The following is a 12,900-nucleotide window of genomic DNA, read 5'->3' on the forward strand; positions in this document are numbered from 1 at the left end:
AGAATAGTGTTGAAATTGTTGTCCCTTTCTAGCCATAAAAAATCCCCTCCAAGTATAGTGTAACAGCCAAGATATGTTCTTGGGCTTTTTACACTGTCTACTTAGAGGGGATAATATCATATGCAGGGGCTTTTTTATATTCATTATTTTGAAGTTGGCGTTTATCCTCAAACCATGGACGCATTTTCACAAAAATGAAGCTAAACACGATGGTAATGATGATTCCTTTAATAAAGTTAAAAGGTAAGATTCCTGCTGTAATGGTTGTCTTGAGCGCATGATCAGAAAGTTCAGGTGCATTTAAAAACCATGTATAAGCGGGAAGGAACAAGAAGTAATTTAAAATGCTCATCATTACGGTCATGAGCAATGTTCCCATAATCATAGACCATGCCATCCCTATTACTGATTGAATTTTTTTAAACATAAAGGCTACCGGCAAGATGAATAATGTACCTGCGATAAAATTGGCTACTTGCCCAACAGGAACGCCAGACATACTGCCTTGAATGAGGTAATGCAATACATTTTTTAATGCCTCAACGGCTATTCCTGCACCCGGCCCATAAATTAAAATCGCAATAATCGCTGGAATATCGCTGAAATCAATTTTTAAATATACTGGAAGCCCTGGAAAAGGAAAATCCAATAAAATTAAAACAAACGAAATACTGCTAAGCATACTTGTGACAACTAAACGTTTCACTCTACTTTGATTCAAAGTTCTCTCTCCTTTTCGATCAGATCTTTCGAAAAGAGGATTGTTCAATTCAACCATAAAAAGACCGCTCTCGATAACATCACAGGAGCGGGAAATTTAGGCTACACAAATAGACGTTTGAACAGTTATGTTTTCAACGTTTATGAACCTCCATCTTCTCCCATCCAGACTATACTGTCGGCTTCGGAATCACACCGAATCCTGCCAAAAAGGCTCGCGGGCTTAGAGACTAAGCTCATCACCGCCGGTAGGGAATTGCACCCTGCCCCGAAGATTGATCATTATTCAATTCGAAATCATTATATATGATATATGAGCATTTGTACAGAAATAAAAATCCTGAGCAATTTAATCAGTTTTAACAAATGTTTAAAAACAAAAAATGATAATGACAAATGCGTAAAAATTGGTGATCTTTTGTTTAAAGGTGTCCATTACCCATAATGACATAAAGAAATGTTCGTGTTTTCTTTTTCGCTTTACTGCTTTAATTTGATTGACATAGTGAAAAGGAATATGGTAAATTATCAGATATTTATGACGTTTATTTTAGGAGGAAATCTAACGATGTTTCGAGTATTAGTCTCAGATAAGATGAGCAATGATGGTCTTTTACCACTTTTAGAATCAGATTTTGTTGAAATTGTCCAAAAAAATGTAACAGAAGTAGAAGATGAGCTCCACACGTTTGATGCATTACTTGTCAGAAGCGCCACAAAAGTGACAAAAGAACTTTATGAAAAAATGACTTCATTAAAAATTGTTGGCCGTGCCGGTGTGGGAGTAGACAATATTGACATTGATGAAGCGACAAAACATGGCGTCATTGTTATCAATGCACCAAATGGTAATACGATTTCAACAGCAGAGCATACGTTTGCAATGATCTCATCCCTGATGCGTCACATTCCGCAAGCCAATATTTCTGTTAAATCAAAAGAATGGAACAGAGGCGCATATGTCGGTGCTGAGCTTTACGGAAAATCACTCGGAATTGTTGGTCTAGGCAGAATTGGAAGCGAAATTGCCCAGCGTGCAAGAGCTTTTGGCATGACTGTAAACGTGTTTGATCCATTCCTCACAAAAGAGCGTGCAGAAAAAATTGGTGTCAATGCTAAATCACTCGATGAAGTACTTGAAGTATCAGATATTATCACTGTACATACACCATTAACTAAAGAAACAAGAGGACTTCTCAATCAAGAAACGATTGCGAAAACGAAAATAGGCGTTCGTCTCATAAACTGTGCCCGTGGTGGTATTATTGACGAAGGTGACCTTCTTGAAGCACTTGAAAGCGGCCATGTGGCAGGAGCTGCACTCGATGTATTCGAGGTAGAACCCCCTACTGATAACCCGCTTGTGGATCATCCAAATGTCATTGCAACTCCGCATCTTGGTGCATCTACAAAAGAAGCGCAATTAAATGTAGCGGCTCAAGTATCTGAAGAAGTCCTTCAATTCGCAAAAGGACTCCCTGTCATGTCATCTATTAATCTACCAGCGATGACCAAAGACGAGTTTAAAAAGATTCAACCTTATCATCATTTTGCAGGAAAACTTGGACGTCTTGTCTCTCAATCCATGAGAGAACCTGTAAAAGAAGTGAGCATTTCTTACGAAGGCTCTATCTCAAAACTGGAAACATCCTTTATTACGAAAAGTCTACTGTCTGGCTTTTTAAAAGAACGCGTAGACTCGACTGTGAATGAAGTAAATGCTGGTATGGTGGCGAAAGAACGTGGCATTAGCTTTAGTGAAAAAATTTCCTCTAGCGAATTTGGTTACGATAACAGCATTTCAATTGAAATCAAAGGTGACGTTTCAACCTTTACTTTAAAAGCAACCTATATCCCGCATCTCGGGGAACGCGTTGTCTCTATTAACGGATTTAATATTGATTTTTACCCAGATGGACATCTTGTCTACATTCAGCATACGGATGCACCTGGTGTGATTGGTCAAGTTGGACAGATTTTAGGCGAACATGATGTGAACATTGCGACAATGCAAGTGGGACGTAAAGAAAAAGGCGGCGAAGCCATCATGATGCTTTCTTTTGACAAGCATCTTGAAGACGAAATTGTCCAAAAGTTAACTGAAGTGAAAGATATTCTATCTGTACGTCTGATTGACCTATAAAAAACAATGGTAAACCTCATGCAAAAGCATGAGGTTTATTTTGTTGAAATCATTAAACGGTCTCCCGTTCGAATTAAGTGACTTTGTAGCTCATTGATTTTCTTCAATTGATCAACGGTCATCTGATGTGCTTTAGCAATCGACCAGAGGGTATCCCCTTGTTTAATGACGTATGTACTTTTTTCATGTCCATTTACATGAAGGGCTCGCTCTTGAAAACGATCCAGTGCGATGATTGTGAGCGGATCTACCGCATCTTCTTTGTTTACTGACCAATTGCCTCGGTGCACCTCAAAATGCAAATGAGTGCCCCTAGAGGCCCCTGTGTTGCCAATGATGCCAATCAGCTGTCCTGCTTGTACATGGTCTCCGCTTTTAACAAACCGCTTGTGTAAATGGGCATAGACGGTTTCATACCCATTTGGGTGCTGAATAAACACGACTTCTCCATATGTCGCAGATACATAGGAACGAGTGACCACACCGTCGCCCGTAGCCATAATGGATTCTCCTTCTGGCGCAGCAATGTCTAATCCCTTATGCGAACCACCTCTTGTCCCAAACAAATCGGTGACTTCTCCTTTAACTGGTTCCACCCATTCGGTTGTGTTCTGTGCATGTGCAAATGGCGATAAGATCAAGAGAAAGAAATAGCTGGCACATATGAAGCAATACCTTTTCATCAGTGACTTCCCTTTCTTTGAGGTTCTTTTCATGACAGCTTAGTATACAGCAAGGATGACCTTTTCTATACATCCAAAAAGAACGCAATATTTTGCGCCCTTTAACGTTCTTTTATGACAACTGGATTTGGCAGAGCCGGCACCTCTATTGGTTCCTTTAATTCATATGGTCCTACTTGATCTGTCCCTGCATGTTGAATCGTGACATCTGTAAAACCAAAATCTTTCGCTGTGAGCAGAAGACCTTCAATGAGTAGAATATGATCAATTGAGTCTGTTAATTGCCCTGATGCTGTGATGGTCACATGTTTTCCTGTCGATGTCACTTCTTTAATAACTTCTTCTTTAATTAATGGATCAAGTCCTGAATCACTTCCCTGCTTCATGGCCTCAATCGCAGATTTATAAGATGGATAATGACTTTTTGAAGGCACCAAAAATGTCCCGCTCTGATTCTCTAATAGGTAATAAGCGTGCTTTGTTTGTTTATCAATTGAAATGGTGCCAATGCTTCCATGTTCACTCAATTGGAGATGAGAGCCTTTGACTGACTTGACCTGTACTTGCTTATATTGACTCCATTTTAGCGTTTCTTTTACCATGTCTTTAAATCGGTTGGCTTCTTTTAATGTATCAAGAGACAAATCATTTTTTAGCTGAAAGACCAACGTATCCCCTTTTTCACTAATATCCACCATATCCATATAAGATTGAAGAGGCTTGATCATTGCCGGCAGTTGTACCTTTTCATATGTGCTCACCATTGCCTGCACATTGTCGTTTTGATTTTCTTTTCCAATACTAATCGGGACAACTTGAGAAGTGGATTCATCTATGTATGCAATCGTCATATACTTATGTTGGTCAGCTGCTGAAACAACATGTAAGGGCTCATTTGTGTTTTTTACTGCCTCTAGTGTCGCATTCACCTGCCCTTTGTCAGCATTTGATTCCATTTTCACTTTCTTCATATCGTGAGCAGATGGCTTAAATAAATGAGGAGAAATCAAAAACGCCATAAATAAAACCACAACGGTTGCCACCGCTGGACCAATCCATATGACACTTCTCTTCTTTTTCCCGCTTGCCATCAGCATCTTCTGGTAAATCTGCTTAGATGAACGGTTGTCCTCCACCTTTGGAAGCTGACTTAGTAACACCTTGATTCGTTCTTCGCTCCAATCGGACCTGTTCGTTTTCATTCAATAGCTCCTCCTTCAAAAGCTCCATATGTTTTCGGAGCACTTTCAGGCCTCGGTGCTGAGTTGTTTTGACTTTGCTTTCCGAGAACTTTAGCGCCTTTGCCGTCGCGATGATTGAGTAGCCCTGGATAAACCTTAAAATGATGACAGCCCTTTGATCAATGGTGCAATGATCAAGTGCGGCATAGATTTCTTTTACATTTTCATCCTTTACAGCCAATTCATCTGGGAGCAAGTCTGGATCTTTCACATCCTGCTTATCCCAATCAAACGTGCCTAGCACCCGTTGTCTAATGGTTTGCTGTTTGCGAAACCAGTCTATTGCCACATGCCTTGCAATTGAAAACAGCCATGTTTTCTCACTGCTTCTTCCTTCAAAAGTTTCATATGAGTGAAGTACCCGAATGTAAACCTCCTGAACGAGATCCTCTGCCTGATTTTTATCTTTTACCATATAAAATAAAAACTGGTACAAATCTTGATGGTACGAATCATATATTTTTTGAAAGGTTTCATGCATAGGAAACCCCTCCGTTCACTTATTTTTGTCGAGTGACTCTTACAAAACGTTACATTACAACTTTATGACAAATATATTACAAGTTCAACAATTTTGATATGGGTTTTTGTTTAACTTCTCCTTAAAAATATGCAAATAGAAAAAACACTTCATTTTCTTTCGAAAAGAAGTGTTTCTCATTTAACAAGATTAGACGAGTTCCTGCTTTTTTCTCGGAATATAGAAGGTGAAATGTGTACCTGTACCGGCTTTACTGTGAGCATGAATCGAGCCTTGATGTGCCTCTATGATGTTCTTTACAATCGCAAGACCGAGTCCAGTACCAGAACGTCCTCTTGTTCTTGCTTTATCAGCTTTATAGAACCGTTCGAAAATAAATGGCAGGTCCTCTTCGGGAATTCCACTTCCCGAATCTTTTACATCCATCTTCAACCCGTTCTCCACCGATTGAACCGAAAAGTGAACCTCTCCCCCCTTTGGTGTATGCCGAATGGCATTATCAATGAGATTGGTAAAAACCTGCTCAATCTTATCTGGATCGTATACAAAGTGTGGTTCTTTCACTTGAATCTCATACGTGAGATTGATTTGTTTTTCTTTCGCAATCCCAAGAAACTTGCGGTAGATTTTCTCAATTAGCTCTTCTGTATCAGTTGATTCAAGATTAAGCGTAATATGACCAGCTTCCATCCGCGCTAGATCCAGAAGGTCATTGACAAGACGCCCCATTCGCAGTGATTCGTCATAGATAATTTGCGCAATTTCTTTCTTTTCCTCTTCTGATCCGGCAATGTCATCTACAATGGCCTCACTATATCCTTGTAGCATAGCAATTGGTGTACGAAGTTCATGACTGACATTAGCAATGAAGTCTTTTCTTAGCTTATCAAGTCTTCGTTCCTCTGTCATATCTCGAAGCACCGCAACCGCTCCCCTAACATCCTGCTGATTATAGAGAGGAGACATGAGAAGAACCCATGTACGTCCCTGCAATGTTACTTCGATCATTTGCTCTTTTTCCGTGCTGACGGCTGTATGAAAGAGATTTCGTGCTTCTGGCGGAAGTTCATCTCCGTCTTTGATCTTCATATTTTGCTCATAATACCAAGCCTGCAAGAACCTTTCAGCAGGAGGATTTGTCATGAGGATCGTTCCATCAATATTGATGGTGATGACGCCATCCGCCATACTGCTAAGAATATTGGACAAATGCTCCTTTTCTTGATTTAAGGCTGTAATATGGAATTTAAGCTGCTTCCCCATTTGATTAAAGGCGATGGCCAGTTCTCCAATTTCATCTTGCGTTAAAATAGGGATCTTTGTATCAAATTTCCCTTTTGCCAAATCTTGTGCTCCCTCTCTCATCTTTCTCAGAGGATAGGTGACACGTGTAGATAAGAAGAAAGCGAATATTGTGGTAAGAACAATCGCTATTCCTGCTGCTAAAAAGATATAACGCGTCGTATGTTTGGTTGTCTGTTCTACAGCGAGGAGTGACTGAGAAAGAAAAACCATGCCTTTTTTTTCGTTCGCCCCATAAGGAACACCTACTACAATTCGTTCATCCTTCTGATTTCCTGCACGTTTACTGATTTTTTTTCGCTCTTTCAGTGCTTGATTCAACTCTTTATCCGCTACAATTTGTTCCTTTGTTATCGCAGGAAGATTTCCGCCTTTTTCAGACGAATACCATTCTAGTCCATCCTCTTGAATAATCGCAATACTCGTCAATTTGTCAGCAAGCTCAGATGTAATGGACCTTGCAAGCGATTGATCCTCATGGCTTTCTAAAAAGACCGCTACTTTGTTTGCCATTTGTGTTAAATCAGACTTTGCTTCTTCAACATGATAATTATCAATGAATTCTAAAAGAAGCACTGTTAAAATAGATAAAACAATCAGGACGAGGAAGAGAATGGTTAACCATAGCTTTCCTACGACACTTTTCCACAGCTTCATTCAGCGCCGACCTCAAATTTATACCCAACACCCCATACAGTCACGATGTTTTTCGCAGCTTCTGGTGACACTTTATTCAGTTTTTCTCGAAGTCTTTTCACGTGGGTATCCACCGTTCTCAGATCACCAAAGAATTCATATTGCCACACTTCTTTTAGGAGCTTCTCCCGATCATAAACTTTATCCGGGGTTTTCGCCAAAAAGTATAAAAGTTCATATTCCTTCGGCGTGAGGCTGACTTCTTTGCCATCAGCTGTCACTCTATGCGCATCATGATCAATGGATAGATGAGAATACACAAGAACATCCTTTGTAGTAGATCCAGTATTCAGATACGATGTTTGAGACGACCTTCTTAGCAATGCCTTCACACGTAAAACAACTTCACGCGGGCTAAAAGGTTTGACGATATAGTCATCCGTTCCTGCCTCAAATCCTTGAACACGGTTGGCTTCCTCACCTTTAGCCGTCAGCATAATGATGGGTGTGGCTTTTTTATCTCGAATTTGATTACACACTTCAATCCCATCTGTGCCAGGCATCATTAAATCGAGCAAAATCAGGTCATAGTCTGTTTGAAGCGCTTTTTGAATCGCCTCATCCCCATTTTCTGCTTCATCGATTTCATAATTTTCACGTTCTAAATACATTTTTAAAAGGCGCCGAATTCTTGCCTCATCATCTACGACCAATATTTTCGTTTGTGTTGTGTGTTCCATTAAACAATCCTCCTGCTTTCTCCGTGTTACACTCATTTTAACAAAAAAACGAATTTAATCATAAACGTTGGCTTTTTTCTTGTGATTACGCGTAAGAATGAAGCCCCGCAATCACAAGATTGACAAAGATAAGATTAAACATAATAATGGCAAACCCGATCACGGCAAGCCAAGCGGACTTTTCGCCATGCCAGCCTCGCGATAACCGAAGATGGAGATAGGCTGCATAAAATAAAAACGTAATCAATGCCCATACTTCCTTCGGGTCCCAGCCCCAAAATCTTGTCCATGCAATTTGCGCCCAGATCATAGCAAAAATAAGTCCACCTAACGCAAATACAGGGAAACCAATTGAAACAGCCCTGTACCCAATTTCATCTACTAAATCGAGATTCACCTGTCTCACGAGCGGTTGAAGCAGGGCACTAAGTCGTTTACGAATGATCAATCTAAGCAGTCCGTAAATGATCAGCCCGACACCAAATGACCATAACACTGTATTAACTTTTCTGCCTGAAAAAACAGGTGGTAAATCAACGACAGGCTCCAATCGATTTTTGGTCACGAGCTCTCCTTTATGAGGCCCGACCAAGGCTGGCAGCTCGTAGACCATGACACTTTCTTCTTTATTTTTATCTACCCAATTAAACTTCGCTTCATACCCTGTCATTCTAAAGACTGAAGTGACAGCGATAAATGAAAGTGTGACCACAACCATAAACATGACAAGCTCTAAACCAAACGTCTTCTTGCCTGGCTTTGTTTGATCGACATGTTTTAAAAGGAAGATGACGCCTGCCACAAAACTGATCGCTAAAATGGCTTGACCAAGTGCTGCTGTCGTTACGTGAATATATAGCCACTTGCTTTGAAGTGAAGGAATCAGCGGTGAAATATCTGATGGAAACATGCTTGCATAAGCTATAATCAATAAGGCAATTGGAAGAGTAAATAAACCAAGCACAGACACTTGATACAAAAAATATAAAATGATAAATGCAAGCACCAGCATCATACCGAAGGCCGTTGTGAACTCAAATAAATTACTGACTGGTGCATGACCAGACGCAATCCACCTTGAAATAAAATAGCCAAATTGGCTCAAAAAACCAATGATGGTGAGTGTAATGCCGATGAGTGCCGCCTTATTTTTGCGCGGTCCATCCTCTTTCTTTTTTCCTTTAATGGCACCACCAAAAAAAGGAACTGCCGCTAAATAAAATAGAAAAGCTGCAAATAACAGATTTTCACTGACTGCCGCCATCTAACCCTTCCCCCTTGCTTTTGCTGATACTTGTTGTATCAGGCAGTTCTTTTTGATCAACTGGCTGTTTGATGCCACTGCCACTCAGTAACACGCTTAGATCAGACTTTAAGCCGAACCAGTTTTTGTTTGTGTGTCCTGCCACAAATACTTTTCCATTCTTCAATGACAGCCAGATTCTTCTATGCTGCCAATACATCCCCTGCACAACACCGATCATAAAGATAACCCCACCAACGATTAGGACACCAAGTGTTAAGTCTTTTCTAACGGTTAAACCTGTTACGTTTTTCGTTTCAACTCGATCAAACTTCATCTTATAAATATTGTTATCAGAACCCTCTACTGTCTCTTGAATGGCGACAAAGCTTTTTTCACCTTTTGGTTTTTCAGGAGAAAACATTTCAAACACGAAAGCAGGATTATTCGGATTCCTTGTTTTCGTACTCGGCGTTCCATCTTCGTCAAAATAAAAATCAGGCAAATAGCTCACAACCTTGACTTTGTAACCGCTACCAAGATCATATTCTGACTTAGGCTCCAGCAGATTAATCTTCACTGTACCGAAAGATTTTTCTGTATCTTTTCGAATCAGTTGAAAGACCATTTGATCGAGTTCATTTTGTTTAAAATCCACTTGGTATAATGAAAAATTGTCAAACTTGAGCGGTTCATTCACTTTAATATCGTGTTCTGTTACCTGCTTAAGTTTTGGCTTTTCACCGAGAACAACTTCCCCTTCACGTTTGTATAAAATAGCATCGGTTTTATAACTTTTAACAACTTGACCGTTGCCGGCTTTTTCAATGGCATTTTCAAACACTTCTTTTTCATTTCCAGATTCATAGCGATCAATTGTAAACGCATTATTTCTCAAGAAGTATTGTCCACCCGTGCCGGGGATCGGTGCTGTTTCACCTTCTCTAACCCACAGCGTTTCATCCACATACATTCCTGGGACAAACCGGAGCATCGATCCAATGAGAAATATAATTAATCCGATGTGATTGACGTAAGGTCCCCAACGTGAAAAGCGGCCTTTTTCAGCTAAAATATGTCCATCTTCTTCTCGCACTCGGTAACGCTTTTGTTTCATCGCTCTAACGATGCCTTCATATGTATGCTGATCTAATGTTTTATCTGTTTCGCTGAAAAGACGTTGCCTTCTCATGAAGCCTTCTTTTTTGGAAATACCTTGATTTTTGAGTGCCCGATAAAGCGGAATCACTCGGTCGAGACTGCAAATCACAAGGGAAATTCCGATAGATGCTACAAGAGCTAAGAACCACCAAGAACTATAAAGATCATGGAACCCAAGTATGTAATATAGCTTGCCAAACGAGCCATATTGCTCTTCATAATAGGTGGAAGCAGATGCTCCCGGCGGAATAAATCGCTCCTGCGGAAAAATGGTTCCCAGCGAGGAAGCGAAAAGTGTGATGACAATCAACCATACACCTACTTTAACGGAAGAAAAAAAGTTCCATACTTTATCAACAATCGTTTTGTTATACGTTTGCGAGCGTCTCGCACTGCCGTCATATCTCATATCTAGTAGCTTTGAAGAGTATTTCTCTTTTGCGGCGATGGGATTTCCGCAAGATTCACATAGAACAGTACCTATTGGATTAATATGTCCACACTCGCACTTTACCTCTTTCATTCTATGACCCCTTTGGTTTAATCAAATTCATATATTCATAGACATTACGTTCTGTCATGGTTCCCTTTATGACTTTGATTACCTTTCCTTCAGGATTAATTAAAAATGTGGTTGGCAGCGGCGTAATATCATATGCCTCTGTTACTTGACGATCTTTGTCCATAGCAACAGGAAAATTCACGTCATAGGCATCCATAAAATTCTTAACGGCAATATCTGATTCTCCAACATTCACTGCAACAATTTCCACACCGCGATCCTTGAACACTTGATACTGATTCGCCATATAGGGAAATTCTTGTTTACATGGACCGCACCATGTACCCCAAAAATTAAGAAAGACGCCTTTGCCTTTTAAGTCCTTTAATTCAATCCGCTCCCCATCCACAGATTGAAGGACAAAGTTAGGTGCAGTAGACCCTTCTTTGACTCGATCCTGTTTGGCAAATACTGAGTTATACATGGTATAACATATTGCAGCAAGCATCAGGAGGAGAATGCCCGTCCGTATGAAAAATCGTCTTTTCTTCATCTGAAGTACCCCTTCCCCATAGACATTCAGGTAAATTATAGCATTCTCCCTCTTTTGATGCTTCTTCATTTTTTGAAGTTTATGTGAAAATTAGAAAGCACTTTTCCCGTGATCAGCAATCGCTCTTAGGCGCTTCACTTCATGCGGAGTCAATTCTCTGCGCTCTCCTGGCCTCATGCCTTCAATATGAAGAAAGGCATAATGCTCTCTCTTTAGCTTTAACACATCATGACCGATCGTTTCAAACATACGCCTTACCTGTCTGTTTCTGCCTTCATGAATCGTTAATTGGACAATACATGTTTGCTTTCGTTTATCAATTGATAGCATTTTAGCACGAGCAGGTGCTGTTTTTTTATGATCTAACATGATTCCTTTTTCTAGCTTTCTGAGCAATTCCTTTGAAGGAATGCCTTTTAGCTTCGCTGCATACGTTTTATGAATTTCATATTTCGGGTGCATGAGCTTGTGGGCAAATTCGCCATCATTTGTTATCAAAATTAAGCCGCTCGTATCATAATCTAAACGACCGATTGGATAGAGACGCTGAGGGACATCATCAAAGAAATCTGTCACAACTCTACGTCCTTTATCATCCTCGGCAGCTGAAATGACGCCGCGCGGTTTATAAAGCATAAAGTAAACCGGTTCTTCTCTTTCTAATTTCAACCCATTGACTTCAATTTTATCTGAAGAACCCACCTTCATTCCGAGCTCTTTTACTGTTTGACCATTAACGGTAACTCGTCCTTCTTTAATTAGTTCTTCAGCCTTTCGTCTAGACGCCACGCCTGCATGTGCAATTACTTTCTGTAAACGTTCCATTTGTCTTTCACCTCATGTACTATCTTACTTGCTTGACTAGAAACAAACAAGCATTCGTGGAAAAATAAGCGATTTGTCTGTCTAATTTCAGCTAAAAAGCTGTTTCCATCTCAAATACAAAAAAGCGCCTGATTAGGCGCCGCTAAATAACAAACTGACGATAATAACAGATGCAATGACACCAATAAGATCTGCTAACAGACCTACTTTCAGCGCATCTCCCATTTTTTTTATACCGACTGCTCCAAAATAGACCGTTAAAATGTAAAGAGTGGTGTCTGTTGACCCTTGCATGACAGCTGCAAGCTTACCAATAAAAGAATCTGGACCATATGTCGCAATTAAGTCTGATGTCATCCCGAGTGCTGCCGTTCCTGATATCGGGCGAATAAACGCAAGCGGTACCACCTCTGTAGGGAAGCCAAACGCTGTAAACACGGGTTTTAACAGCCCCATTACAAAATCAAGCGCACCTGACGCACGGAATATCGTAATGGCCACAAGCATACCGACTAAATACGGAATGATTGAAAAGGCTATTTGAATGCCCTCTTTCCCGCCTTCCACAAATGTTTCATAAGTCGGTATCTTTCTAATGGTTCCCACAATCAAAATTCCTGCGATGATCAGTGGAATCAAAGCAAGTGACAGCCAGTTAATAAACGCCACA

At 40.3% G+C, this 12,900-nt stretch carries 12 protein-coding genes and 1 riboswitch; of the genes, 1 reads left to right on the top strand and 11 read right to left on the bottom strand.

Annotation, left to right across the window (positions count from 1 at the left end):
- Nucleotides 1-97: 97 nt before the first annotated feature.
- Entirely contained in the window at nucleotides 98-721 is a 624-nt protein-coding gene (locus tag LC033_RS10510; RefSeq protein WP_226568205.1) for an ECF transporter S component, read from the bottom strand.
- Between the two features lie 148 nt (nucleotides 722-869).
- Nucleotides 870-1,000, bottom strand: a riboswitch (FMN riboswitch).
- Between the two features lie 288 nt (nucleotides 1,001-1,288).
- Here LC033_RS10510 and serA point away from each other — a divergent pair.
- Nucleotides 1,289-2,863, top strand: a complete 1,575-nt coding sequence (gene serA, locus LC033_RS10515) for a phosphoglycerate dehydrogenase (RefSeq protein WP_226568206.1) — start codon at nucleotides 1,289-1,291, stop codon at nucleotides 2,861-2,863.
- A gap of 35 nt (nucleotides 2,864-2,898) precedes the next feature.
- Here the strand turns inward: serA and LC033_RS10520 are convergent, their stop codons facing one another.
- The 10 genes from LC033_RS10520 to LC033_RS10565 form a co-directional block, all read right to left on the bottom strand.
- A complete protein-coding gene (locus LC033_RS10520) occupies nucleotides 2,899-3,546 on the bottom strand; it encodes a peptidoglycan DD-metalloendopeptidase family protein (RefSeq protein ID WP_226568207.1) in 648 nt (215 codons plus the stop codon).
- A gap of 101 nt (nucleotides 3,547-3,647) precedes the next feature.
- Complete coding sequence (locus LC033_RS10525; protein ID WP_226568208.1) at nucleotides 3,648-4,748, bottom strand: RsiX family anti-sigma factor; 1,101 nt, start codon at nucleotides 4,746-4,748, stop codon at nucleotides 3,648-3,650.
- Entirely contained in the window at nucleotides 4,660-5,268 is a 609-nt protein-coding gene (gene sigX, locus LC033_RS10530; protein WP_226568209.1) for an RNA polymerase sigma factor SigX, read from the bottom strand. Before sigX ends, LC033_RS10525 begins: the two co-directional genes overlap by 89 nt.
- Nucleotides 5,269-5,457: 189 nt before the next feature.
- Nucleotides 5,458-7,227: an ATP-binding protein gene (locus LC033_RS10535; RefSeq protein ID WP_226568210.1), complete on the bottom strand. Its 1,770-nt coding sequence runs from the start codon at nucleotides 7,225-7,227 to the stop codon at nucleotides 5,458-5,460.
- The gene (locus tag LC033_RS10540) at nucleotides 7,224-7,946 is read right to left on the bottom strand and encodes a response regulator transcription factor (protein WP_226568211.1); all 723 of its coding nucleotides are present in this window, start codon (nucleotides 7,944-7,946) and stop codon (nucleotides 7,224-7,226) included. The genes LC033_RS10535 and LC033_RS10540 overlap by 4 nt, the downstream gene beginning before the upstream one ends.
- A gap of 85 nt (nucleotides 7,947-8,031) precedes the next feature.
- The gene (ccsB, locus tag LC033_RS10545) at nucleotides 8,032-9,210 is read right to left on the bottom strand and encodes a c-type cytochrome biogenesis protein CcsB (protein WP_226568212.1); all 1,179 of its coding nucleotides are present in this window, start codon (nucleotides 9,208-9,210) and stop codon (nucleotides 8,032-8,034) included.
- Nucleotides 9,194-10,873, bottom strand: coding sequence for a cytochrome c biogenesis protein ResB (resB, locus tag LC033_RS10550; protein ID WP_226568213.1), 1,680 nt, complete (start codon nucleotides 10,871-10,873; stop codon nucleotides 9,194-9,196). The genes ccsB and resB overlap by 17 nt, the downstream gene beginning before the upstream one ends.
- Before the next feature lies 1 nt (nucleotide 10,874).
- Nucleotides 10,875-11,405, bottom strand: a complete 531-nt coding sequence (gene resA / locus LC033_RS10555; RefSeq protein ID WP_226568214.1) for a thiol-disulfide oxidoreductase ResA — start codon at nucleotides 11,403-11,405, stop codon at nucleotides 10,875-10,877.
- Between the two features lie 90 nt (nucleotides 11,406-11,495).
- The gene (rluB, locus tag LC033_RS10560) at nucleotides 11,496-12,230 is read right to left on the bottom strand and encodes a 23S rRNA pseudouridine(2605) synthase RluB (protein ID WP_226568215.1); all 735 of its coding nucleotides are present in this window, start codon (nucleotides 12,228-12,230) and stop codon (nucleotides 11,496-11,498) included.
- A 132-nt stretch (nucleotides 12,231-12,362) separates the two neighbouring features.
- Nucleotides 12,363-12,899 (bottom strand): spore maturation protein, encoded by a 537-nt coding sequence (locus LC033_RS10565; protein WP_226568254.1) that lies wholly within the window; start codon nucleotides 12,897-12,899, stop codon nucleotides 12,363-12,365.
- Nucleotide 12,900 lies beyond the last annotated feature (1 nt).

This window comes from Bacillus stratosphericus, assembly GCF_020524495.1.
Taxonomy (GTDB): domain Bacteria; phylum Bacillota; class Bacilli; order Bacillales; family Bacillaceae; genus Bacillus; species Bacillus stratosphericus_B.